Raw genomic sequence first — 23,193 nt, 5'->3', positions numbered from 1 at the left:
CGCAGGCCCGGGTACTTCAGTCACTCGCTACTCGGTGAGGGAGATGGTGTCGTCGCCGTTTGGCACCGCACAGAGGAACGCACCCGGCTCGTCGCTCTCGTTTCGATACCAGTGGACCGTTCCAGCCGGAATCAACAGCGAATCGCCCGCAGTGACGGTGTACTCCTCGTCACCAATCCCGACGACGTACTCGCCCTCTAAGACGTACTGTTCGTGTTCGACCTCGTTCGTGTGCTTCGGAACGCTCGCGCCGGGGTCAAGGGTGAACCGGCGAATGGCGAAATGTGGTGCGCCCTCTTGGTCGCTGATGAGGACGCCTTTTGCCATTCCCTCCGCCGCCCCGACAGGTTCGTAGGTGATATCTTCGGCGCGGCGAACGAGTGGGGTTGGCTGGTCTGTCATACCCCATTTAGCCCCGCTGTCGGGATAAGAATTGGTCACACCGCACGCGCTCTTAAGGGGCTTGCGCGCTTACCCCCAGTCATGCGAAGCTTCCAGATCGGGCGGCTGTTTGGCATCCCGATCAAACTCGACCTGACATTCCTGCTGGTACTTCCCGTGTTCGCGTGGCTCATCGGGACGCAGGTCGGACTGTGGGCAGGGACGCTGAACAGTCTCTGGGGGACGGCCATCGACCCCGCAAACCTCGATGGGACCCAGATGCCGTGGATTCTCGGCGCGGTCAGCGCAGTTGGCCTGTTCATCGGCGTCGTCCTCCACGAACTCGGCCACTCGCTGGTCTCCATGCGATTTGGCTTCCCCATCGCCTCCATCAAACTCTGGTTGCTCGGCGGGGTTGCCCAACTCACCGAGATGCCCGAAAACTGGAAACAGGAACTCCTCATCGCCATCGCTGGCCCCATCGTCAGCATCGCACAGGGCATCATATTCTACCTCATCCTCGTCGCGGTTCCCGGCTTCAGCGACCCGGTCAAATTCGTCATTGGCTATCTCGCACTCACCAACTTCGCGCTCGCGGCGTTCAACCTCTTGCCGGGCTTTCCGATGGACGGCGGGCGCGTCCTCCGTGCTCTGCTCGCGCGCAATCGGCCGTACGCCCAAGCCACCCGCATCGCCGCCGAGGTGGGCAAGGCGTTCGCCATCTTCCTCGCCCTGATCGGCTTGTTCGGTGGCGGTGGCATCTTCATGGTCGCCATCGCGTTTTTCATCTACATCGGCGCCTCCTCAGAGAGCCAGCAGATGACGATGAAAGCCGCCTTCGAGGGCGTCCGCGTCAGCGACATCATGACGCCAAAAGACCAGGTCGATTCGGTGAGTCCCGACAACTCCGTGACCGAACTGCTCCGCCGGATGTTCGAAGAACGCCACACGGGCTACCCCGTCATGCGAAACACCGACCTCGTCGGCATGGTCACGCTCTCTGACGCCCGCGAAGTGAAGGAAGTCGAACGCGACGCCTACACGGTGTCCGATGTGATGAGCGACGAACTCCACACGATTCCGCCTGAGAGCAACGCCCTTGACGCGCTCCAGCAGATGCAACAACACGGCATCGGCCGCCTGCTCGTCGTGGACGAAATGGGCACGTTCCACGGCCTCATCTCGCGGACCGACCTCATGACCGCCTTCGACATCATCCAGTCGAGCGGACCAACGCAGGTGCGACCCGGCAAAACCGCCGTCGAGCCGCCGTCACAGATGTTCGACGACCCATCCCAGTAATCAGACCGTCTCGATTTCCTCGTGTAACCACGCCGCCGCGGCGTCGAGCGCTTTCTCATCTGTTCCCCGCAACTTCAGTCGGTTTCGCCCCTCCTCGCGATTCGGATAACACCCGACGGCGACGCCAAACTCGTCTCTGACCGTCCTGAGCACCGAGAGCAACTGCCCTTCCGGCGTCGGCGTGTAGAGCGTCCGCGTCTGCATGTCACCCGAGAACTCGGTTGCGACCTGTTCGAACATGGCCTGCATCTCCGAGGGGATGCCGGGAACGGCGTAGACATTTTTCAACACGCACCCGGGTGAGAGTCCAGCGTCGTTAATTAGCACCCGCGAACCAGCCGGAATCGACGCCTCTGCGGTCGCGTCGATGTCCAAATCCGGATATTTGTCGGCTATTGCGGCGAGACGCGCTTCGACCGCTTCAAGCGCCTCGTCGTTCACTTCGAGGTCGCGGTCGAACGCACGGGCGAGGCTCGCCATCGTCACGTCGTCTGGCGTCCCGCCGAGGCCGCCGGTCACGATGACGGCGTCGAAGGCGTCGCTGTACGCTCGAATCTGGTTTGCGATGACTTCCTCGTCGTCGGGAACCACGAGAACCCGCACGACTGAGACGCCTCGCTCGCCCAACTGCCGGGCCAGCCACGAGGCGTTCGTGTTGTCGATATCGCCGGCGAGGAGTTCGTCGCCGACGGTCAACAGTGCGACTTGCATACCCACATCTGGTCTGGCGAGCGGGTTAAGCGGTCGGGCGAACCTGCCAGTGAACCCCTTCGGTTCCAGTGGAGAATGCGGCCGAAAAAGAGCGCGTGTGGTGGTTACTGGCCTTGTTTTGCGACCGAGAGCGAGGCGAAAAAGCCGAAGTAGGCAATCACGCCGGAGAGCAGGCACAGTTGGTAGGCCCACTCTGGCCCCTGCAACACGTCGAACAGGATGGTCACGACCGTGACCCAACAGAGCGCGAACGCGAGGTCGACGACCATCCCGTCACGGTGCTCGTGGACATGATTTCGGACGGTCGCAACCAGCCCACCGCTCGCCGAAACCTCCTCGCCCATCAGTCGTCACCTCGTTCGTCAATGACGAGCACTGGGCGGTGGGTCGTTCGGAGGACGCGCTCGGTGACGCTCCCGAGGAGCGCCCGCTTGACGCCCGACCGGCCGTGGCTGCCCATCACGACGAGGTCGATGTCCTTCGAATCGGCATACTCCGCGATGACGTCGTGTGGCGCGCCGACGCGTACCTCCTCGTGAACCTCTACGTCGTGGTCAGCGGCCGCTGCGGCGACGGCTCCCGTCGCCTTGTCTGCCTTCTCTTGCAGTTCGGTCATCTCACCGAAGTTGCCCTGTGTGATGCGGTCTACCTGTTCGGTGCCGAGCCCGAAGTTCACCGCGTCGATGTCGACGACGTACAGGGCGTGCAGTCGGGCACCGTAGGTTGCAGCGAGGTCGACGGCGTGGGCAACCGCGACGTTCGCCGTGTCGCTTCCGTCAGTCGGAATGAGGATGTTCTCGTACATGGTTAGTCGTCAGCGGGCGTTTTACCGCCGCTGCTTGAGACGATGTCTTCTGCGCTCTGTTGCTGGCCCATCGGTTCTGGGCTGTGACACTGGCGAACCATCCGTTTCGTCTCAAGCGATGGTTCCGGCGTCACCAGTGAGACGGCGATGGTGACGAGGAAGACGAGCGGCGTGCCGACCAGTGCGGCCCCAATCGGGGGCACGTACTGGGCGTAAATCGGGATGAGCGCGTTTCCGGACCCACCGGCGATATCTGCAAGGAACGGAACGTAGGCCGGGAGCACGCTGTTGATAACCGACGTTATCCAGAGGAGCAGCCCGACGGTCATCCCGGCGAGTGCGCCCTCTCGGTTGGTGTTCTCCCACCAGAGACCGAGGAAGAACATCGGGAACAGCACGGTTCCGGCGAGCGAGAACGCGTAGGCGACGAGTTCACCGATGAGCGCCGGTGGGTTGAACGCGGTCACGGTCACGAGTGCGCCAATCCCGATGATGGTCGCCCGACCGATGAGCACCTGCTGGCGCTGGGTTGCGTCCTGGTTGATGAGTTCGGAATAGATGTCGTGTGCAACCGCCGACGACGCCGTGATGAACAGGCCTGCCGTGGTCGCAATCGCCGCGGCCATCGCACCGGCAGCCACGAGGCCGACGAACCAGCGCGGCAGGTTGGCGAACTGCGCGGCGAGGACGACGATGACGTCGCCTTCCGCGCCGGACATCGCCTGTGCACCACTGAAGACGGCATCAGGCGAGATGTTGTTGACTTTTGCGAAGAGGTCGACGCCGAACGCCGCCATCGCTGGCGCGGCCCAGTACAGCAGGAGGATGAAAAACAGCCCCCAGACGGTCGACCAGCGGGCGGTCCGCTCGCTTTTGACCGTGTAGAAGCGCACGAGGACGTGCGGGAGGCCACAAGTCCCGAAGATGAGCGAGAACGCCGTCGCAACCCAGATGTAGTACGAGGCGTTCTGGAACGGCGCTGAGAACTGGCGACCCAGTTCGTTGATGAGCAGGCCGTACTCGATTTGCGGGAGAATCGTCGAGTAGCCCTGCGTGAAGCCAACGACGTACACGCCCGCGAGGAACGCGACGATGAGGATGACGTACTGGACGGCCATGTTCTTCGTCGCGCCGAGCATCCCCGAGAGCGCGAGATAGCCAACCGTGATGGTCATCATCACGATAATCATCGGAATGATGTCAAGGCCGAAAACGTACTGGCCGACGAGTCCCATCCCGCGGGCCTGTCCGACCGAGTAGACGTACGCGATGAGGAGCGTCGTAAACGCCGCAAGCGCACGCGCGGTCGGTGAGTTGAATCGGTCTGCGACGAAGTCGGGTGCCGTGTATTTCCCGAACCGACGCATCTGCGCGGCGAGGAAGATGAGCAGGACGAAGTAGCCGGTCGTCCAGCCGACGATGAACGCGAGCCCGTAGAAGCCAGCCAACGCCACGAGTCCGGCGAGGCCGAGATAGGACGCAGCCGACATCCAGTTCGCGCCGATTGCCATGCCGTTCTCGATGTTGCCGATGCCACGTCCAGCGACCCACATCCCCTCAGTGTCTGCCACTTTGAAGATGTAGCCGATGACGAGGAACGACGCCATCATCAGGAAGACGATGATGGCCGGGATGAGCTTGAACGAGATGTCGAGGGCCTCTGCTTGCAGTGGCAGTATCATTTCTCGACACCGCCGTCAGTGGCCTCTACATCGCGCTGTTTGCTGCTTTTTGTCTGCTTGGTCCCGGTGGTGCCGTGCTCGATTCCGTATTTTTGGTCGAGTTTATCGCGTTGGCGGGCGTAGATGGCCGCGAGGATGAGCGCGCCCGTCGGTGCACCGAAGGCGATGAGGAAGTAGTGCAGCGGGAAGCCGATGACCGGCATCGTCACCGTCATCGCTTCAGGGGCGAGTGCCGTCGCCGTCACCGGGCCGAAGACGATGAGCGCCCAGATGGCGAAACTGGCCCAGACCACTCTGAGGTGGTCTCGCATGAAGGGCGTGCTCGGTTTGAGGAGGTTCACCTCCTCGTCTAGGTAGTCTGTGTTCCGGTGTTTCTTTGCAGCCTGCGTGAGCGTGCCGCCGTCGGGTTCGACCCGCGGTGCATCCGCCGTATCATGTGTGTGTTTTTCTTCCATAGGTCGTAGTGTGCAGTGGTCGTGTGAGCCGATTGTGTGAAAAAAGCGCGACTGGTGAGTCAGTCGTTCTTTACCTTTGCCGCGATTTCAGAGACAATTTCGGGGTTTCTGAGCGTCGAGGTGTTTCCGAGTTCGTCGCCGTTTGCGATGTCTTCGAGCAGGCGGCGCATGATTTTCCCAGAGCGCGTTTTGGGCAACTCGGGGGTGAAGACGACCTGCTCTGGGCGGGCGATTGGGCCGATGGCCGAGTTGACACCTTCGATGATGCGTTCTGCCATCGCGTCGTCGCCCTCGTAGCCGTCTTCGGTGATGACGTAGGCGTAGACGGCCTCGCCTTTCACGTCGTGGTGACCGCCGACGACTGCCGCCTCTGCGACGCCTTCAACGCCGACGATGGCCGATTCGATTTCCATCGTCCCGAGGCGGTGGCCAGAGACGTTGATGACGTCGTCGACGCGGCCGAGGACGGTGATGTAGCCGTCTTCAGAAATCTTCGCGCCGTCTTCGGGGAAGTACACCCAGTCGTCCGGGTCGTCGCTGTCTACGTCAGAATAGGTGCGCCAGTACTCGTCGATGTAGCGCTCGTCGTTGCGATACAGCGTCCGGAGCATGCCGGGCCACGGCTTGTTGACCGTGAGATAGCCCGCGCGGCCGGGTTTGACCTGTTCGCCATCGTTGTCCACGATGCGCACGTCGAGTCCGGGCAGCGGCGGTCCGGCAGACCCGGGCGACATCTCGGAGACGCCGGGCAGCGTCGTAATCATCATGCCGCCGGTCTCGGTCTGCCACCACGTATCGACGATGGGGCACTCCTCGCCGCCGATGTACTTGTAGTACCACTTCCACGCGCGTGGGTTGATGGGTTCACCGACGGTGCCGAGCAGGCGCAGCGAGGAGAGGTCGTGGCTTTCTGGGTACTGGGACCCCCACTTCATGAACGCCCGAATCGCCGTCGGCGCGGTGTAGAGTTGGTTCGCTTCGTACTCCTCTACGATCTCCCAGAGACGGTCTTTCTCGGGGTAGTCTGGCGTCCCCTCGTACATCATCGTGGTCGTCCCGAGCGCGAGTGGGCCGTAGACGATGTAGGAGTGGCCGGTAATCCAGCCGATGTCTGCGGCACAGAAGTAGGTGTCTTCGGGCTTGATGTCGAGGACGGCTTGGCCGGTCCAGGACGCCCACGAGAGGTAGCCACCCGTGGTGTGTTTGACGCCCTTTGGCTGGCCCGTCGTCCCCGAAGTGTACATGAGGAACAACATGTCCTCTGCGTCCCTGGAAACGGGGTCGACCGTCATCCCTGCTTGTGCCTCCACGAGGTCGTCGTAGTCGTGGTGATTCGCCTCCATCGGGTGGTCGTAGTCGTCATCGAGTCGGTCGACAACGACGGTTTCGACGTCGTGTTCGACGCCCGAAAGCCCCTCGTCGGCTTTCTCCTTGTGTTCGAGGGGGTCGCCCCGGCGGTAGTAGCCGTCACAGGTGACGAGGAACTCCGAGTCTGCGGCGTTCATCCTCGTGGCGAGGGCGTCCGCGGAGAAGCCGGCGAAGACGACCGAATGGGGCGCGCCGATTCTGGCACACGCGAGCATCGCAATCGGCAACTCGGGAATCATCGGCATGTAGAGGGTGACAACGTCATCCTCTGCGACACCGAGGTCTTTGAGTGCGGCGGCGAACTCGTTTACTTCGCGGTGTAACTCCCGATAGGTATAGGTGCGATTTTCCTCCTCGGTCGGTTCGCCAATCCACTCGATTGCGGCTTCATCGCCGCGTTCATCGAGGTGTCGGTCAAGGCAGTTCGCAGATGCGTTGAGCGAGCCGCCCGTGAACCACTCGAAAAACGGCGGGTTCGAATCGTCGAGCACGGTGTCGTAGGGTTCGTCCCAGTCCAGGAGCGCCGCCGCCTGCTCCCAGCACTCGGGCCAGTTCTCCTCGAACTCCTCGTAGATGCCCTCATCCGTGACGTTCGCCTGTGCGACGAACGATTCAGGCGGGCTGAATCGCTCTTGTTCTGCCAACCGAGCCTCCAGTTCGGCGTCTGTGTCGTGCGACATGGTGAGCCGAGTTAACAACCATTATGTTCCCTAATAAGTGGTGTAACTAACTATCCCAATTGTTCACACACAACCGCAAGCGGCGCTTTCGCGGTCGTTTTTGGCGTTCTGGCGCGTCACAGCCACGGACGCGCTGTCGTGCCCGCCGTCGCGTCTCTAAGTAGTTAGTGTCCGTTTCCTGTCTGCGAAAGAAAGTCTGGTTTGCGTATGTGTTCAGGCGTCGCGGACGGTGCTGTCTGTGTCCTCGATGACCGCGGTGAGCACCTTCTGTTGGGCTTTCCGCAGGTGGTTATGCAATGTCGGTGAGGAGACGCCCATCGACGCCGCGAGTTCTTCTGCGGTCGAACCACGCGGCCACTCGAAGTAGCCAGCGAAGTACGCCGCCCGGAGCACCGAGCGCTGTTTCTCGGTGAGGCTGTCTTCCATCACCTGTCGAACGCCCGCCGTGGTCTGGGTCGGCTGTTCTATCTCGCGTTTTGCGACCAGTTCTGACTCGGGGAACTCCTGTGTGAGGGTTTCGACCACCGAGCGAATATCGACGCGCCGAGAGAACACGCCCGCAATCTCCGCAACGCCGTCTTCGACGGTGAGTTTCTGAGCCGTGCCGCCTCGGTCTACGAGCGCAGAGATGAACGTCTGGTCGCGCACGACGAGTTCGAGCACCGCGCCCGTGCTGTGGTCGCCAATCAACCGGCCTTCGGTGACCCCCGACGCACTCGAAATACGGTCGAGCACCGCGCGCACGTCCGCGTTGCGGACGGTGACGAAATACAGCAGGGCGTCTGCTTCGACGGGCACTGCGCCTTCGAGCTCGAACCGACAGCCGAGGTCGTGGGAGGTCGCCACCAGAAAGTCCTCGGTATCGGTACTGCGAAACGTCAACTCGACGCCCGTATCCGCGAGCAACAGCCGTTTGCGTTCGAGCGACGTGATGGCTTCACCAACTCGTCTGCCGACGTCTGCGACGAACTCGCGGTCTCCGGATTCGACCGTCTGGTGGGCCACACAGAGCAGGCCGTGGACGCGGTCGCTCGATTTGAGTGGCGCGACGACGAGTGCACACCCGGTCAACCGCCCGCTGACGTGGGTCATGACGTTTCGCAGGACGACGGTTTCTGCCTCCTGTTCGAAGCTGTCGAACCCGCCCGCCTCGTCTACCACCTCGCGTAAGTCGACGTCGCCTTCGTCGCGGTGGTTCGCGTAGGTTCGTGGAACGCCCTGTTCGTCACACACCCACGCCGTGTGGTAGACGCCCGCGAGCGCTTCACAGGTGGCTCGTTCGACCTCCGTGCGCGTCGTCGCCTCCGTCAGAGACGCGCCAAGCGTCGCCATGCAGTCGACCAACTCTGTATCGCCCCCGGCCTGCGGTGTGGCGGGTGGGCGGTCGGGCTGGTCCCTCGATTCCGCGGTGAAGGCGTCGATAATCGCCGCCTCGCTCGGTGGTTCGAAGTAGTGATCTAAGCTTTCGAGGCTCTTCCACCCGCCGACCGCCCGCACGATTTGGGGGTGGATGCGCTCTCTTTTTAGCAAGCGATGGGCGAAGTACTGGCGTAAATCACGCGAGGAAACCGACTGCAAGCGCGCGTCGTCCGTCCGAGTGGCCACGTCCGAGACGAGCATCTGGATGCGTCGTGCGCTCACGTCGAACACCGGCTCGTCTCGGCCGATGTCGTTCACCGAGATGAACTTCCGGAGGTCGTGAGCCACGGCCGGCCGAAGGTACATCACCCGGCTCTCTTGGTCGGTTCCGACGGTCAAAAGGGCGTGTGACCCGCCGCCGCGCTCGCGCGTGGACAGGTCTCTCGGGCGAACGCAGACCACCTCGCTCGGCCTGAGTCCGGCGTCCCCCATCAGCGTGACGACGAGGTCTTCGCGGTAGGTTTCGGTCGCTCGCTTCAGCCGCTCGAACGCCTCGGGCGTGAGCACCGTCGAACGCGCTGTGCGGGACATGCTATCATTCGTCTTTTTCAAAAGAGCTGCAGTTAATTCTTTCCCTGCTTCTGTTGGAGCACAGTCGGGTATTGCGACTATTCGCGTAGCTTCTCCCGAACTCTCTCGGAAAATTCCTTCACGTTTCTCTATTTCTCCGAAACGCTCACTCGTCGACGATGGATTCGAGTTCACCGACGACTTCGGGGTTGCGAAGCGCGCTCGTGTCACCGAGTTGCTCGCCGTTGGCGATGGCTTCTAAGTGCCGACGCATGATTTTCCCCGAGCGCGTTTTCGGAAGTGCGGGCGCAAACGTAATCCGTTCTGGGATGGCAATCTCACCGATTGCGTCCGCAACGGCATCCCGCACCGCCTGCTCTAACTGTTCGTCGCCGACGACGTTCCGCTCTGGCGTGACGTAGACGTGGATGGTTCGCCCTTGTACGTCGCGTCGCCCGGCAACGGCGGCGGCCTCCGCGACACCCTCGACATCGACGATGGCCGACTCGATTTCTTTCGTCCCGATTCGATGCCCCGAGACGTTCACCACGTCGTCTTCGCGGCCGAGCAACTGGATGTAGTCGGTCTCGACGGCGCGGTCGCCGGTGATGTAGTGCCACGCGCCCGCCTCGTAGGCGTCGTGGTCGGTGACTGCCCACTCGTCATCGCAAAACCCCTGTGGCATCGCCGGCCATGGCTTCGTGATGAGCAGGCGTCCGGGTTCGCCGGGTGCGACCGTCTCGCCGCGTTCGGAAACGATGTCGGCGTCGATACCCGGCAGTGGTCGGCCCACTGCACCGGGTTTCATCCGGTCTACACCCGGCAGCGTGGTGACCATCATCCCGCCGGTTTCGGTCTGCCACCACGTATCAACGATGGGGCACGCACCACCACCGACGTGTTCGTGATACCAGTGCCACGCGTTGGCGTCGATGCGCTCACCAACGGTGCCGAGCAGGCGCAGCGAGGAGAGGTCGTGGCTTTCTGGGTACTCAGCACCCCACTTTACGAACGTCCGGATGGAGGTCGATGCGGTGTAGAAGATGTCCACCGCGTTGCGCTCGATAATCTCCCAGAGCCGGTCTTTCTCCGCTTGATTCGGCGTGCCCTCGTAGAGGACGGTCGTCGCGCCTAGGGCGAGCGGGCCGTAGACGATGTAGGAGTGGCCGGTAATCCAGCCGATGTCCGCAGAGCAAAAGTGGGTGTCTTCGGGTTTGATGTCGAGCACCGAGCGCGCGGTCCACGCGACGTGAGAGAGGTAGCCGCCGGTGGTGTGGCGCACCTCTTTTGGCTCGCCGGTCGTCCCCGAGGTGTAGATGTAAAAGAGGAGGTCGTCTGCGTCGCGGGCGACGGGTTCGACGCGCTCGCCTTCGTGGGCGTCGACGAGCGCGGAGTAGTCGTGGTGGCGGTCGAGGGTATCGTCGTTGCCGAGGCGAGTGACCACGACCTGTTCGACTGTCTGTGGGACGGCGAGGCAGGCGTTGTCCGTGGTGTTTTTCATCGTGATGGCGTTGCCTCGGCGGTAGTAGCCGTCACAGGTGACGATGAGTTCCGAGCCGGATTCTTCCATCCTCGTGGCGAGGGCGTCCGCGGAGAAGCCGGCGAAGACGACCGAATGGGGCGCGCCGATTCTGGCACACGCGAGCATCGCAATCGGTAACTCGGGAATCATCGGCATGTAGAGGGTGACAACGTCGTCCTCTTCGACACCCAACTCTCGTAGCGCCGCCGCAAAGGCGTTCACCTCGCGCGAAAGCGCTTGATAGGTGTAGGTTCGTGTCTCCCCGAGTTCGCCCTCCCAGGTGAGCGCCGCTTGATTCTTCCGACCGGCTTCGATGTGGCGGTCTACGCAGTTGTACGAGGCGTTCAGTTTTCCGCCGGGAAACCAGCGAAACCCGTCGCTGTCGTCGAGGACGCGCTCGTAGGGACGGTTCCAGTCGAGGAGTGTCGCGGCGTGCTCCCAGCACTCGGGCCAGTTCTCCTCGAACTCTTCGTAGATGCCCTCGTCTGTGACGTTCGCCTGTGCGACGAACGCGCTCGGTGGAGCGACCCACTCGCTGGGCGGTGACAAGGCTTTCTCCGACCGACTCCTGCCGTTGTCCATGTGCCTTACATCAGTGTGGAGGGTCACAAAAACTGTACTGCTAATTTATGATTAATTGATACAATCCTATCCGACCACCCTCTTCACAGTGAGGGCACAGCCTGCACTCACGCCCGACCGTGCAAGAGACTGTCACGCTTTTTCCAATTCTCAGGCACTGAGATTCAGTTTCCCCGATTAAGACCCTCTTCTTCGTAGAATAACCTGTATGAGTGACAGAATTGGAGCACCTGGAACTGGCATCTCCCGTCGAAAATTCCTCGCCGCGACCGGCAGCGCCGGACTGTTTGCGACAGCGGGCTGTACGGCGGTTTCACAGCCCACCGCGCGGACGGTTCCGCTCACGAGTTCACAAAATAGCGCGTACCCCGACCTGCCGGAGACGGGAAAGCCCGAAGTCGTGAACTTAGATGAGCGCGGCCACGAGGTCACCATCAAGTCCGTGATGGCGCGCCACCACATCCACCCCGGCGAGACGATGAACGGCCCCATCACGCTCCCTGTCACGTGGGCGTTTCAGGCAGACGACGGCGTCCCGAGCGTCCCCGGCCCGATTCTTCGGTGCACCGAGGGTGCAGAGCTGAAAATTACGCTCGACAACTCGGAGATGCAGGTTCCCCACACGCTCCACTTCCACGGCGTGCGCAAATCGTGGGAGAACGACGGCGTCCCGACGACTACGGGCGTGACGGTCATGCCCGGCGAATCGCACACCTACACCATCCCGGCGAACGTTCCGGGAACCCACCTCTATCACTGCCACTACCAGACGCCGATGCACATGGAGATGGGGATGTACGGTATCCTCCGCGTTGACCCGAAGGGGTACGAGGAGGCCGACAAGGAGTACTTCATGACGGTCAAGGAGTGGGACACCCGCCTCTCGCGCCAGCACGGCGGCGAGAACGTCCAGTACTCGCTCTCTTCGCGCCACGCGGATGCCTTCACCATCAACGGCAAGTCCGCGCCCGCGACGCTCCACCCTGAGACGGGGTCGCCGCTCATCGTCGAACCCGGTGACACCGTGCGCATCCACTGGGTGAACGCGGGCTTCATGAGCCACCCGCTGCACATCCACAACCACCGATTCAAAATCGTCGAGAAGGACGGCAGCCCGATGCCAGAGGCGCTTCAGTTCCTCCAAGACGTGGTGAACGTCGCTCCCGCAGAGCGCTACACCATCGAGTTCGAGGCCGACGCAGACCCCGGCATCTACCTCGTCCACTGCCACAAAGTCGACCACATCCGCAACGGTGACAGCTACCCCGGCGGCATGCTCACGGGCATCGTCTACACAGACGCGATGGACACGGACATCTTCCGCAGCCTGATGGAGTACGCGGGGTACGAGGGGTGAGGAAGATGGCGTCCGACAACACGCAACTGCCCGTCGCCCGACGCCGCTTTCTCGCCGCAACCGCGGGCGTCGCGGCCGGGAGCGCGCTCGGCGTGAATCTGCTCAGCCAGCCGGTCGCCGCGCAGGCTGATTCGAGCCTCGAAGCGTGGTTTGCGAACACCGACAACGTGACCGAACTCGTCGATTTGCGCGGGCAGGGAACGGTCGACATCGAGGTCGGTTCGGCCGGAAACGGCGGGTCGTTCGGCTTCGAACCGGCGGCCGTCCGCATAGACCCCGGAACCACCGTTCGCTGGACGTGGACCGGCGAGGGTGGAATGCACAACGTAGTCGCCAAAGACGGCTCGTTCGAATCTGAGTTCTACTCGACCGCGGGCGAGACGTTCGAGTTCGTCCCCGACGCCGCGGGCGTGACTCGCTACGCCTGTGCGCCCCACGAGATGATGGGGATGAAAGGCGCGCTCGTCGTTGGCGACGCAGACGCCGCACTCGGCGCGGCCGCGGGCGAGGCGGGAGGCGACGCCGCCCCGAAAGAGACCTTCGACGGGTGGCTCTCGGGGACGGACAACTACGACGAAGTGGTCGATATGCGCGGCAAAGAGCAGGTGACCGTCGAAGTTGGTGCGGACGGAAATGGCGGCGCGTTCGCCTTTGAACCCGCAGCCATCCACGTCGATCCTGGAACCACTGTCGTCTGGGAGTGGGTGGGCGACAAAGCATACGACGTGGCCGACCCCGACCTCGGGTATCACAGCGACCTCCTCACGGGCACGGGCAATCGCTTCGCCGTTGAGTTCGGCGGCCACGGCCTCAGCACCTACGAGTGTACGGCCTACGGCGAACAGGGTATGCGGGGGGTCGTCCTCGTCGGAAACGGGCCAGACCCCGTGCTCTCGCCGCTTGGGAAAGTCGTCACGGGCGGAGTCGCAACCGTCCTCGGCGCGCCGTTCCTCTACGGCCTGCGCCAGCACGTAAAAGACACCACCCGAACCGACGCCTAAGCGCGCGTCATTCCTCTGCTTTTGCTGTTTCGAAGCGTTGTGAGGGCAGTTTGAGTTCGTCGAGCCCGGGCAGGTGTTTGACGTTGAACACGACTTTAAGTTCGTCAGTACACGGCCGCCCCACACACGAGAGGCGAATGCCGTTTTCCATCATCGACGGCGAGAGGACGTGGTTTGGCGGCATCTCCATGTCGCCTTCGATGACCGCGACCGCACAGTTCGCACAGGCACCGCCCCGACACGCAAACGGCCACGAGAAGCCGACTTCTTCTGCGCTCTCTAAGAGCGAATCGCGCGGGTGAGCGAGCAGCTCGCCGTAATCCGCTGGCATGAGCGTTTCACTCGCGGCTTTCGAGAACAGTTCCGCGTCGGTAATCTCCCAGCCGAAGTCGTCGAACACCTCGTAGTTGAGAAACTCGACTTTCGTCTCTTCGCGCTCGTCTTCTGCTGGCTCTGGAGCCTGCTCGTTGTCTGGTTCGGCTGCGGGGTCGTAGCCCGCCTCAATCTGTGCGTACGCTGTCTGGACGGCTTTGAACTCGCGGACAGAGCCACCACGGTCTGGGTGGACTTCTTTGACTCGCGCTCTGTATGCTTCGACAATCTCCGCCTCGTCTGCATCCGACTCAATCCCGAGAATATCGAACGGGGACGCCACACTCGAAGTAAGCAATTCGTCGCTTAAAACCTCTCTGGCAACTGCCCGGCGCTCCCGTGTGCTGTCGCCGTCGCGCTTGGCGACTGCCGTGCTCGTTTAGAGGCCGTTCATTCAAGTTATTTTGAATTTCATATTAGTGGAAAAGTACATGTGTCAGACCGGTAACTATGAGATACGATGTCTCGCACTCCTCTCTCGGAACTTCCACACGTTACGAAAGTCCCGTATCTCATTATGGGACTTAGTGGAGGGCTTCTTCTCTCGTTTCCTGCCGAGTGGATGATTGTAAACGCGATGGGGGAAACGGAGCCGGTCTATCAACTGCTCACGAATACGGCGATTACGATGCCAATAATTCTGGGCCTGTTTTTCGGTGGCTACTGGCTCAAACGGAGTTGGTTAGACCCACAACGCTACTGGCGAATCGCGCTGTGGTGTTTTTCGGGCTTGGTTGTTATCCTCGGGATTAATATCATCGTCATGTTCGTCACCCCGCCACTTGACGAGGTCAGTGGGTACATCCAATGGGGCCGATTTATGGCGTGTCTCGGCGCTGGGGGCGGTCTCCTCATCGGCGTCATCGAGGCACGCGCCATCGAACGTGAACGCCTCGCAGAGCGGGCCGTCATTCGCGCAGAGCAACTTGAGTATCAAAACGACCAACTCGAGTTCTTCAACAGCATCCTTCGCCACGATGTGTTAAACGGCATGACCGTCGTCGGCGGGCGGGCAGAAATCCTCTATGAGGAACTGGACGACGGTGACCACCGCAAACAGGCGGAAACGATTCTCAAGTGGAGCGACGATGTCGTGACAATCGTCCAGCGCGTCCGGTCGATTCTCAACGCGCTAACCTCGGACAGCGAACCCCAACTTACCAAAATCGAGATCTCAGAGACGATTCACACAGAAGTCGACCGACTCAAATCGACGTATCCGGCCACGACCTTCGAGGTTCACGTCGAAGACGAGGTGTTCGTCAGGGCAGACGAACTGTTGAGCGAAGTGATTGGCAACCTGCTCACGAACGCCGTCGAACACAACGACCCCGACGGCCTGCACGTCACCGTCAGCGTGGAGGCTGACGACGACACGGTCACGACCCGCATCGTTGACACCGGCACGGGGGTTCCAGACGAGCGAAAGCAAGCCATCTTCCGCAGAGGCGAAACTGGCCACGTCAAATCGACAGGCAGTGGCTTTGGCCTCTTTTTCGCTGACTCGATGATGACCGTCTACAACGGCTCCATCGAAATCGAAGATACAGAGCCACACGGGGCAACGTTCATCATCGAGCTTCAGCGGGCGGCGGAGACCCGCCACGAACCACCTGCTGAACTGGTTTCTCCCGTATAGCCACGTCGACTGAATCGATTTATTCCTCTTCCTAACGAGAAATCGGTGGGATATCCGCCATTTGGATGGCTCACCCAGGTTCTGTACCCTGTCACCTTCACGCGCTATGTTCACACGTATCGTGAAATGGGCGTTAGGTGTTAGATAATCTATATCTTGTTCTGAGGCGTCACGGTCGATGTGACGCCAACTCTCACTCGACGGACGTTCCTCGCGTTCTCAGGGACCGCGTTCGCTGCAACATTCGCTGGCTGTACTGGCTTCCTCGATGACGAACCTGCAACTGTGACCGTGCAAAACGGCTTCGACCGAGAGATCGTGGTCACCGTCGAAGTGCACCACCGTACGGACGAGTCGCTCGCCTACGAGGAGACGATCAGGCTCGCCACTGGTGAGTCACAACAGATTCTAAATCCGATGGATACCGCTGGTTCCTACGAGATACACGTGATTGTCGAAGACACGTTCGACGAGACCTACTCGTGGACCGTCTCCGAAAACGGTGCCCCGAGCCTCTATCTGGACATTCGCCCACACGGGATGGAACTCTCCGACGCAGGGCGCTAGAACGCCAATCTCATTCCGTGACGCGGGTCGATTCGTTTCGGTTCCGGGGCGACGCCACGCCAGCACTCGACACCGCTCATTTCGCCCAAACTCATTTTTATCCAAGGCCTATTGATTAGAGATATAACATGAATGGTGCATCACGGCGAACGGTTCTCAAGCTCCTCGGTGCGAGCGGTGTACTCGGATTCGGCATCGGGAGCGCCAGCGCAGCGAAGCCAAAAGGCAACATCAAGAAGTTAGGCCACTCGTTGCTCTCTGACCCACCCGGAAGCTACGCCGAAGTAGACGTCCGAGGCGACGGCCACTTCGCCGTCCTCGGGAGCTTTCTTGGCGAAGGTGGTAGCTTCCTTGTCGATATTACGAATCCGACACAGCCAACCGAGGTTCATCGCGTTCCATCTTCCGAGCACACGCGAAATGCGGACGTCAAATTCGACACGCGAGACGGGCTCTACTATCGCAGTCAAGAGCCTAACGACGACGAAGGCGTTGGTGGCGTCGAAATCATTGACTACGGCTACGGAGACGCCACTCCCGAGAACCCTGCGGTAATCGGTCGGTTGGATGCAGAAGATACGCACAATATCTTCTGTCATCCGAACGCGGACATCGTTTACACGACCAACGCCCACGGCGGACACGACGACGAAGAGAACACGGGGTTCGATATCTTCGACGTGAGCGACCCGTGGAACCCAACGAAACTCGGTGAAGGAGGCCCGGCTGGTGCCCTCCACGATTTGGTCATCGACCCGGGCACGGAGTTCATGCACTGTGCGTATATCGGCGGTGGCCTCGATGGTTACGTCATCGTCGATGTGAGCACGCCGACAGAACCCACCGAAGTCGGTCGCTTCGATTACGAAGGCTTGCCAGATTACAGCGAAGAACGCCTCGAACAGGGCAAACCTGGCTTCGAGAGCTGTCACTACGCGAACTACGACCCCGAACGCGGACTCGCCGTCGTCGGCGACGAAATCGGCCACGGCTGGCCCGGTGGCAAGCACATCTTCGACATCGGGTGGGGCGACGGCTCGCGGGCGAATCCGAAACACATCGGGTTCACCTACTCACCGAACGCCGAATATCAAGGCGACGACGACCGCGAAACCTACGACTGGACGACCCACAACCACGACGTTATCTCGAAAGACGACACGACGCTCCTCGTTGACGGCGGCTACCACGAAGGCGTGGTCGTCTACGACATGAGCGACCCGACCGACCCGGTTCCGGTCGATATCTACGAAACCGACGACGAGGCAGCCGACGCAAACGGTGCAGCGTGGCTCGGCTCGGCCCCGAACGCGTGGGGTGCAAACTACAACGAAGCGCGTGACCTCGTGGTTGCAAGCGACATGACGACCGGCATCTACACGTTCAAAGTGACGCCTTCGCGCAACAACGGCAAGTAACCGGTCACGCCTCGCGGGCCGCTCATTTTTCAAACGGTTAGTTTGTCCCTTCAGGCTCACTGCTATCGAAAAAGACCGCGGACGCGCTTCATTCACTCGGCTGACTTACATACCACGCTCAAGCCCTTCGAGAAGTTCGACAAACTTCGGGTCTAAGTCTGCGTGGTGGTGGACGATTTTCCACTCGCCGTCTTCGAGGGAGTAGATGTTGGTCGCCCGGTATTCTGCGTCGAGCGACTGGCCGCCGAGCGTCATCGACGCCTGCTCGGTCGTGAGTTCGTAGGCCACGTCACCCATGACGCGGATGAACTGGTCTTTGCGCGTAACCGTCCCCTTCTCAGCAAGGCCCGCGACTGCGTTCCACGGCTCTTTGACGGCTTCCCAGCCGACTTCACGGCCGCCAATCGGATGCATGGTCGTAACATCATCTCGATGTGACCAGACCTCTGCCATCGAGTCTGCGTTACCGGCTGCCATTTGTCCTAACGCCTTGTAGAATTTGTCCGACGCCGCCCGAACCCCTGTGTCTGCTTGTTTGATTGCCATGTGTGGCACCAGTACTCCTAGATGCGTGCTGAGGGCTTAACTGTCATACTTCTTATCTGTATGGTTTTCCATCGGCCAAAAGAATGTCTTGGCAGTATCGTCCTCCGTTTTTTCTGCGTTAATTCCAGCGCTGGCGGTGATTGTTCCACATGGATATCCACTTAAACCATCTTGTAATTTGACTAACCGTTCCACGAATGGAACGAATTGGAACACACCCACGGCTCTCGAAACCCCCTCCTAACAAAGCATCGTCATAACCAACGGTAGTGTACCATGGTGCAAATGCACAATCTCACGGGCTTTCAACGCGACCTCCTGACCGTCATCGCAGGGCACACGAAGCCCTCGGGCCAAGACATCAAAACAGAACTCGAAACCCACCTCGGCGACATCAACCACGGCAGGCTCTACCCCAACCTCGATACGTTGGTCGAGATGCAGCTCGTAGAAAAGGGTGCAATCGATCGCCGCACGAACTACTACACGATTACCGACGCCGGGAAAAAAGCGCTGGTCGAATACGCAAACTGGCGTGAGAGCTACCACGCAGAAGTCACTTCACCGATGCTCTGAGCGCTCAACCGGTTGCGTCGGTTTCCGGCTGCAAAGAGGACTCCCCCTGCGTCAGCGTCTCGTTGCGACTGCGTGCTGGCACGCTGTCTGCGCCGCTTTTTACTTACTTCGGTCATCTGCAAATTCAGGCTCTCCACCCGCTAGTTACTCGCTACAACGAGCGTCAACGTCGTAGTCGTGCTGGCTCCGTGACTCTCAGAACACCGTCGAATAGAGGCGCCACACGTTCAACACGACGATAGTTCCGATGCCGGTGACTTCCATCTCTACTTTTTCGCCACCCCGTCACAGTGCTCAAGTGCTCGTCTCTGCTGGTGGAGTTCACAACGCTCGGTAGCACTATCGTCGCCAGCAGCGTAGTATCGCTATGGCTCATCCAGCACGCGCCACTGAGGGCGACCGTCTTACCCCCGCAGAGGCGTTCAGTATCATCGGCAACGAGACACGCCTCGAGATACTCCAGGTGCTTTACGAACAGCAGGCCGAGCCGCCAATGACCTTCTCTGAGCTTCGCAAGCGCATCGGCATGCGTGATGGTTCACAGTTCAACTATCATCTCAAGAAACTTGAGGGCCCATTCATCCGCAAGACCGACGACGGTTACGCGATTCGAATCGCGGGTTGTCATGTCATCTTAACCATCCTCGAAGGAACCTTCACCGCCAATCCGAAAATTGCCCCGTTTGAGACGGGAGGGACGTGCGTCGCATGTGCGGGGGCGCTCTACGCGGAGTACACCGACGAGATGGTGTACGTCTCGTGCTCGTCTTGCGAGTTGGTGCATGCCATGGGTATGTTCCCTCCCGGAGCGGTCGTCACTCGAACCGACCACGAGGTGGTCAGCGCATTTAATCACCGAAACCGACACAGTTTCGAACTGTCGGTAAAGGGGATGTGTTCGACGTGTGGAGGGACAGTGCTGAAAACTCTCATTCGAACGTTCGAGGAGATGGAGGTCTATAATCAAGAACTGGCGCCGACTGACTTCCCGGGGTTCGATTTCGGCATGAGATATCAATGTGCGCAGTGTAACGTCTGGAATTACGGCACGCCGGGAAAACACCTCCTCACCCACCCGGCTGTCGTCGCGTTCTACCACGAACACGATATTGACCTTTCTACGGTCCCGTTTTGGGAACTCGATTGGGTCATCAGCAACCAGCGGACCTCCATCCTTACCGAAGCTCCCCTCCGCGTCAGAGTAACGATTCCCCTCGCCAACGAAGCACTTCAGGTGACACTCGACGAACGGTTCGAAGTTTGCGCCATCGAGCGCACCGCAACTCTCTGATTTTGAGGATGGTCGTGCCCCTCCGAAAAGTAGACACAGTCTCCGTCGCACTCGACGCACGTCAGGGGGAGGACCTGTCCCTCAGTTTTCTACACCCGGCGTGAAACCCTGAGATGGCAAAATAACCTCTCTGCTGAATACCGGATCTCGATCCATCGTTAGGAGGTGAACACGTAAGCAATCACTCGTCGAATGGATAGGGGTCAGATGATGAGCGATTGGAGATTGGCACTTCGAAGCGGAAGGGATGGCGCGGTCCAAGACGATCGCGTGTTCCCCAGTACTCGCTGGATTGCACGCGTTATCATCCCGTTTCTGGCTGCGGCGTTTCTGGTCTTATTTGGACTCCCAGCTCGAACCGCCGAGTTTTTCGCGTGGACGATCCGGCCCGAGATGACGCCCATCATCATGGGTGCTGGCTACGGAGCAGGCGTGTACTTTTTCTATCGCGTTTCGACCGTCGATACGTGGCACGCTGTCGCTCCAGTCTTCCTCGGTATCGCTGTCTTCACGTGGCTCATGGCAATCGCCACTGTGCTCCACTGGGGAAATTTCAATCACAATCACTTCACATTCGTCCTCTGGGTAGTTCTCTACGCAGTAACACCGATACTCATTCCCGCTGTTTGGGCGCACAACCGACGGACCGATACTGGCGAACTGACGGCCGGTGAGCCCACGCTTCCTCAAGCCGTCCGCGTTCTCGGTGGTGGCCTCGGACTCGTCGTCACAGCCAGTGCCGTCGCCCTGTTCTTCGTCCCCGAACTGATGATCGATGTCTGGCCGTGGGCCGTCTCCCCGTTTACGGCTCGAATCTTGGCAGGGTGGTTCGCGCTCTTCGGTGTCGTGAACGTCGCTGTCGTCTTCGATGCGCGCTGGAGCGCTGCCCGAATCTTGCTCCAGAGCCAGGTGCTGGGATTCACGCTGGTCCTGATTGGTGTCCTCAGAGCCTGGGATAACTTCGACACGTCGAACATACTGACCTGGGGTGTCGTCGGCGGGATGGTACTGTATCTGGGTGCCACACTGGTGTTGTATCTCGGAATGGAACGTCGGTGAACGACTCTCGAAGGGTTCGGTCCCGTTGCTGACGACGCACCCTGTATGCAACACGGTCACTGAAACCTGCCCAGCACCTGTGAGCAAGTGGATGCTGCAGACGGTGGCGTTGTTGCACTTCGCAGAGCGGGACCGGTGCACGCAGTAGGCTGACCGCATAGACGCCCTCCCAGCGTCGCAGTTACCGCGATGAAGGTGATAGACTCGGGTGCTTTCTTCAGTTTTGGCGTGCTACACACGTCGTCATGACCGCGAACGCGAGGCGTGTCTCGTATGCGATGGAACCGAGACCTGTCTTTTTCAGCGCACGCGTCGAGTACCTAGCATGCACGCCCACTCCGTCATCGAAGCCGTTGGAAACACGCCGCTCATCGAACTCCCTGGACTCCGTCCCGAAGGTGGCGCACGCATTTTCGTGAAGTGGGAAGGGGGGAATCCAACGGGCAGCATGAAAGACCGGTTCGCGCTGGCGATGATTCGGGGCGCACGTCGTGACGGTCTGCTCGAACCCGGTCAGCGTGTTGTCGAGTATACTGGCGGGTCAACGGGCTCCAGTCTCGCCTTCGTCTGCGCCGTCATGGACCATCCGACGACGATGGTGACCGCAGACTGCTTCGCCCAGGAAAAGATCCGGACGATGCGAGCGTTCGGCGCAGCAGTCATCGTCCACGAAACGCCCGACGGAAGCGTTTATCCAGGTATCGTAGACGACATGATGGAATACGTTGAAGACGTGAAAACAGAAACCGGCGCGTACCACACCCATCAGTTCGAGAACCCGTATCTCCTCGAGGGCTACACCAAGATGGGCACGGAAATTCTCGAAGATTGTCCCGACGTGACCGATTTCGTGATGTCCTACGGGACGGGTGGCTGCTTGACCGGGAACGCACAGGTGCTCAAACCAGCGGGTGCTCGAATAACTGCCGTCGAACCGGCTGAATCCCCACTTCTGAGTGCGGGCCACTCTGGACCACACCACATCGAGGGAATCGCCGTTGGCGTCCATCCACCCATCTTCGAAACGGAGCCCTACGACGACGTTCGTGCGCCATCCGAGGCAGCGGCCCGTGCGATGATACAGCGAGTCGCCAAGACGGACGGACTCTTCGCGGGGCTGTCCACGGGGTTGAACCTCGCCGCGACGGTGGAAATCGCACGCGAGCGCGACCCAGACGACGTCGTCGTCACCGTTGCTTGTGATACTGGCTTGAAGTACCTACAGGGCGACCTCTTCGCGAAAACACAGTGATTCGCCTCGACTTCGAAGCGTCATGAGCGACGTTTGGTGGTGCGTGTGGAAGGCTGAATCCGAGGGTGAGTGAACCTGTGTGAAACTCGAATATTGTCGATAACGGGCGTCTGGAAGGATATTTCTCTGGACAAAATATGAGCCGACAGGTGTGCTGAGCCACACAATGTCGGCTTTCACTCGTACGTATTTTCCAAAACCGCACGACAGTCTAGCTGTGGTAGTTGTATTAGCTATCTGACGCTGGGTCGTACTCCTCGTCGGTGACGTGTTCTAGCCAGGTGACGACCTCCCCATCAAGTTCCTCGTGGATGGCGATGTGTGTCATTGCGTTTTCCGGTTTCGCGCCATGCCAGTGCTTTTCACCTGGCGGGAACCAGACGACGTCGCCTGCACGGACTTGCCTGATTTCGCCGCCTTCGCGCTGGACGAGCCCGCACCCATTCGTGATGACGAGTCGCTGTCCCAGCGGATGGGTGTGCCACGCAGTGCGAGCACCCGGCTCAAAGGTGACGCTCGCTGCGGCCGCGCGGGCTTCGTCCTGTGGGTCAAATAGCGGGTCAAACCGAACGTCGCCAGTGAAGTAGTCGTCCGGCGCAACTTTCGAATGCTGTGAACAGCTGTCAGTGATCTCCATAGATTGAACCTGTTCTGAATTTGCACGCTGTTTGTCTTAGTTTCGATGCTGTCTCAAAAGG

The 23,193-nt window shown here is 60.4% G+C and carries 22 protein-coding genes; 10 read left to right on the top strand and 12 right to left on the bottom strand.

The annotated features are described in order from the left end of the window. Nucleotides 1-27 precede the first annotated feature (27 nt). Complete coding sequence (locus V5N13_RS07975; RefSeq protein ID WP_336360336.1) at nt 28-402, bottom strand: cupin domain-containing protein; 375 nt, start codon at nt 400-402, stop codon at nt 28-30. A gap of 81 nt (nt 403-483) precedes the next feature. Between V5N13_RS07975 and V5N13_RS07970 the strand changes: the two genes are divergently transcribed. Further along, nucleotides 484-1,683 carry a CBS domain-containing protein gene (locus tag V5N13_RS07970; protein WP_336360335.1) on the top strand — a complete coding sequence of 400 codons (1,200 nt, stop codon included), beginning with the start codon at nt 484-486 and terminating at the stop codon, nt 1,681-1,683. On the opposite strand, the gene V5N13_RS07965 is transcribed toward V5N13_RS07970, so the two are convergent. The 8 genes from V5N13_RS07965 to acs (V5N13_RS07930) form a co-directional block, all read right to left on the bottom strand. Beyond that, complete coding sequence (locus V5N13_RS07965) at nt 1,684-2,394, bottom strand: competence/damage-inducible protein A (protein WP_336360334.1); 711 nt, start codon at nt 2,392-2,394, stop codon at nt 1,684-1,686. Nucleotides 2,395-2,498: 104 nt separating this feature from the next. Further along, nucleotides 2,499-2,738: a hypothetical protein gene (locus tag V5N13_RS07960; protein ID WP_336360333.1), complete on the bottom strand. Its 240-nt coding sequence runs from the start codon at nt 2,736-2,738 to the stop codon at nt 2,499-2,501. Continuing rightward, the gene (locus tag V5N13_RS07955; RefSeq protein ID WP_336360332.1) at nt 2,738-3,199 is read right to left on the bottom strand and encodes a universal stress protein; all 462 of its coding nucleotides are present in this window, start codon (nt 3,197-3,199) and stop codon (nt 2,738-2,740) included. The genes V5N13_RS07960 and V5N13_RS07955 overlap by 1 nt, the downstream gene beginning before the upstream one ends. Nucleotides 3,200-3,201: 2 nt before the next feature. Beyond that, entirely contained in the window at nt 3,202-4,881 is a 1,680-nt protein-coding gene (locus V5N13_RS07950) for a sodium:solute symporter family transporter (RefSeq protein ID WP_336360331.1), read from the bottom strand. Next, nucleotides 4,878-5,336 carry a DUF4212 domain-containing protein gene (locus V5N13_RS07945; RefSeq protein WP_336360330.1) on the bottom strand — a complete coding sequence of 153 codons (459 nt, stop codon included), beginning with the start codon at nt 5,334-5,336 and terminating at the stop codon, nt 4,878-4,880. The genes V5N13_RS07950 and V5N13_RS07945 overlap by 4 nt, the downstream gene beginning before the upstream one ends. A 59-nt stretch (nt 5,337-5,395) precedes the next feature. After that, nucleotides 5,396-7,384 (bottom strand): acetate--CoA ligase, encoded by a 1,989-nt coding sequence (gene acs, locus V5N13_RS07940; RefSeq protein ID WP_336360329.1) that lies wholly within the window; start codon nt 7,382-7,384, stop codon nt 5,396-5,398. A 213-nt stretch (nt 7,385-7,597) separates the two neighbouring features. Then, a complete protein-coding gene (locus tag V5N13_RS07935; protein WP_336360328.1) occupies nt 7,598-9,334 on the bottom strand; it encodes a bacterio-opsin activator domain-containing protein in 1,737 nt (578 codons plus the stop codon). 145 nt (nt 9,335-9,479) lie between these two features. Beyond that, entirely contained in the window at nt 9,480-11,417 is a 1,938-nt protein-coding gene (acs, locus tag V5N13_RS07930; RefSeq protein WP_336360327.1) for an acetate--CoA ligase, read from the bottom strand. Between the two features lie 208 nt (nt 11,418-11,625). On the opposite strand from acs (V5N13_RS07930), the gene V5N13_RS07925 reads away from it, so the two are divergent. Beyond that, nucleotides 11,626-12,774 carry a multicopper oxidase domain-containing protein gene (locus tag V5N13_RS07925; protein ID WP_336360326.1) on the top strand — a complete coding sequence of 383 codons (1,149 nt, stop codon included), beginning with the start codon at nt 11,626-11,628 and terminating at the stop codon, nt 12,772-12,774. Nucleotides 12,775-12,779: 5 nt separating this feature from the next. Then, the gene (locus tag V5N13_RS07920; RefSeq protein WP_336360325.1) at nt 12,780-13,775 is read left to right on the top strand and encodes a halocyanin domain-containing protein; all 996 of its coding nucleotides are present in this window, start codon (nt 12,780-12,782) and stop codon (nt 13,773-13,775) included. A 7-nt stretch (nt 13,776-13,782) separates the two neighbouring features. Here V5N13_RS07920 and fer read toward each other — a convergent pair whose 3' ends face one another. Further along, nucleotides 13,783-14,430, bottom strand: a complete 648-nt coding sequence (gene fer, locus V5N13_RS07915) for a ferredoxin Fer (RefSeq protein ID WP_336360324.1) — start codon at nt 14,428-14,430, stop codon at nt 13,783-13,785. A gap of 234 nt (nt 14,431-14,664) precedes the next feature. On the opposite strand from fer, the gene V5N13_RS07910 reads away from it, so the two are divergent. The 3 genes from V5N13_RS07910 to V5N13_RS07900 all read left to right on the top strand — a co-directional run bounded on the left by V5N13_RS07910 (nt 14,665) and on the right by V5N13_RS07900 (nt 17,771). Continuing rightward, a complete protein-coding gene (locus V5N13_RS07910) occupies nt 14,665-15,786 on the top strand; it encodes a HAMP domain-containing sensor histidine kinase (protein WP_336360323.1) in 1,122 nt (373 codons plus the stop codon). A 180-nt stretch (nt 15,787-15,966) separates the two neighbouring features. Continuing rightward, complete coding sequence (locus V5N13_RS07905) at nt 15,967-16,353, top strand: hypothetical protein (protein ID WP_336360322.1); 387 nt, start codon at nt 15,967-15,969, stop codon at nt 16,351-16,353. 128 nt (nt 16,354-16,481) lie between these two features. Next, entirely contained in the window at nt 16,482-17,771 is a 1,290-nt protein-coding gene (locus V5N13_RS07900; RefSeq protein WP_336360321.1) for an LVIVD repeat-containing protein, read from the top strand. A gap of 105 nt (nt 17,772-17,876) precedes the next feature. On the opposite strand, the gene V5N13_RS07895 is transcribed toward V5N13_RS07900, so the two are convergent. Further along, entirely contained in the window at nt 17,877-18,317 is a 441-nt protein-coding gene (locus V5N13_RS07895) for a YybH family protein (RefSeq protein WP_336360320.1), read from the bottom strand. Nucleotides 18,318-18,602: 285 nt separating this feature from the next. Between V5N13_RS07895 and V5N13_RS07890 the strand changes: the two genes are divergently transcribed. From V5N13_RS07890 to V5N13_RS07875, 4 genes are all read left to right on the top strand, one after another. Then, on the top strand, nt 18,603-18,893 hold the full coding sequence (locus V5N13_RS07890) for a PadR family transcriptional regulator (RefSeq protein ID WP_336360319.1): 291 nt from the start codon (nt 18,603-18,605) through the stop codon (nt 18,891-18,893). Nucleotides 18,894-19,260: 367 nt separating this feature from the next. Further along, the gene (locus tag V5N13_RS07885) at nt 19,261-20,184 is read left to right on the top strand and encodes an ArsR/SmtB family transcription factor (protein WP_336360318.1); all 924 of its coding nucleotides are present in this window, start codon (nt 19,261-19,263) and stop codon (nt 20,182-20,184) included. A gap of 393 nt (nt 20,185-20,577) precedes the next feature. Continuing rightward, entirely contained in the window at nt 20,578-21,243 is a 666-nt protein-coding gene (locus V5N13_RS07880; protein WP_336360317.1) for a hypothetical protein, read from the top strand. A 325-nt stretch (nt 21,244-21,568) separates the two neighbouring features. Beyond that, nucleotides 21,569-22,495, top strand: a complete 927-nt coding sequence (locus V5N13_RS07875) for a PLP-dependent cysteine synthase family protein (RefSeq protein WP_336360316.1) — start codon at nt 21,569-21,571, stop codon at nt 22,493-22,495. 229 nt (nt 22,496-22,724) lie between these two features. On the opposite strand, the gene V5N13_RS07870 is transcribed toward V5N13_RS07875, so the two are convergent. Continuing rightward, nucleotides 22,725-23,132, bottom strand: coding sequence for a (R)-mandelonitrile lyase (locus V5N13_RS07870; RefSeq protein ID WP_336360315.1), 408 nt, complete (start codon nt 23,130-23,132; stop codon nt 22,725-22,727). Nucleotides 23,133-23,193 lie beyond the last annotated feature (61 nt).

This window comes from Haladaptatus sp. ZSTT2 (genome assembly GCF_037081775.1).
Lineage (GTDB): Archaea > Halobacteriota > Halobacteria > Halobacteriales > Halococcaceae > QDMS2.
This window is presented reverse-complemented; position numbering and strand designations above follow the sequence as displayed.

Excerpts from the sequence above, each read along its gene's own strand:
- V5N13_RS07975 (WP_336360336.1), bottom strand. The coding sequence starts at position 402 with ATGACAGACCAGCCAACCCCACTCGTTCGCCGCGCCGAAGATATCACC.
- V5N13_RS07970 (WP_336360335.1), top strand. The coding sequence starts at position 484 with ATGCGAAGCTTCCAGATCGGGCGGCTGTTTGGCATCCCGATCAAACTC.
- V5N13_RS07965 (WP_336360334.1), bottom strand. The coding sequence starts at position 2,394 with ATGCAAGTCGCACTGTTGACCGTCGGCGACGAACTCCTCGCCGGCGAT.
- V5N13_RS07960 (WP_336360333.1), bottom strand. The coding sequence starts at position 2,738 with ATGGGCGAGGAGGTTTCGGCGAGCGGTGGGCTGGTTGCGACCGTCCGA.
- V5N13_RS07955 (WP_336360332.1), bottom strand. The coding sequence starts at position 3,199 with ATGTACGAGAACATCCTCATTCCGACTGACGGAAGCGACACGGCGAAC.
- V5N13_RS07950 (WP_336360331.1), bottom strand. The coding sequence starts at position 4,881 with ATGATACTGCCACTGCAAGCAGAGGCCCTCGACATCTCGTTCAAGCTC.
- V5N13_RS07945 (WP_336360330.1), bottom strand. The coding sequence starts at position 5,336 with ATGGAAGAAAAACACACACATGATACGGCGGATGCACCGCGGGTCGAA.
- acs (WP_336360329.1), bottom strand. The coding sequence starts at position 7,384 with ATGTCGCACGACACAGACGCCGAACTGGAGGCTCGGTTGGCAGAACAA.
- V5N13_RS07935 (WP_336360328.1), bottom strand. The coding sequence starts at position 9,334 with ATGTCCCGCACAGCGCGTTCGACGGTGCTCACGCCCGAGGCGTTCGAG.
- acs (WP_336360327.1), bottom strand. The coding sequence starts at position 11,417 with ATGGACAACGGCAGGAGTCGGTCGGAGAAAGCCTTGTCACCGCCCAGC.
- V5N13_RS07925 (WP_336360326.1), top strand. The coding sequence starts at position 11,626 with ATGAGTGACAGAATTGGAGCACCTGGAACTGGCATCTCCCGTCGAAAA.
- V5N13_RS07920 (WP_336360325.1), top strand. The coding sequence starts at position 12,780 with ATGGCGTCCGACAACACGCAACTGCCCGTCGCCCGACGCCGCTTTCTC.
- V5N13_RS07910 (WP_336360323.1), top strand. The coding sequence starts at position 14,665 with ATGGGACTTAGTGGAGGGCTTCTTCTCTCGTTTCCTGCCGAGTGGATG.
- V5N13_RS07900 (WP_336360321.1), top strand. The coding sequence starts at position 16,482 with ATGAATGGTGCATCACGGCGAACGGTTCTCAAGCTCCTCGGTGCGAGC.
- V5N13_RS07895 (WP_336360320.1), bottom strand. The coding sequence starts at position 18,317 with ATGGCAATCAAACAAGCAGACACAGGGGTTCGGGCGGCGTCGGACAAA.
- V5N13_RS07890 (WP_336360319.1), top strand. The coding sequence starts at position 18,603 with ATGCACAATCTCACGGGCTTTCAACGCGACCTCCTGACCGTCATCGCA.
- V5N13_RS07885 (WP_336360318.1), top strand. The coding sequence starts at position 19,261 with ATGGCTCATCCAGCACGCGCCACTGAGGGCGACCGTCTTACCCCCGCA.
- V5N13_RS07880 (WP_336360317.1), top strand. The coding sequence starts at position 20,578 with ATGACGCCCATCATCATGGGTGCTGGCTACGGAGCAGGCGTGTACTTT.
- V5N13_RS07875 (WP_336360316.1), top strand. The coding sequence starts at position 21,569 with ATGCACGCCCACTCCGTCATCGAAGCCGTTGGAAACACGCCGCTCATC.
- V5N13_RS07870 (WP_336360315.1), bottom strand. The coding sequence starts at position 23,132 with ATGGAGATCACTGACAGCTGTTCACAGCATTCGAAAGTTGCGCCGGAC.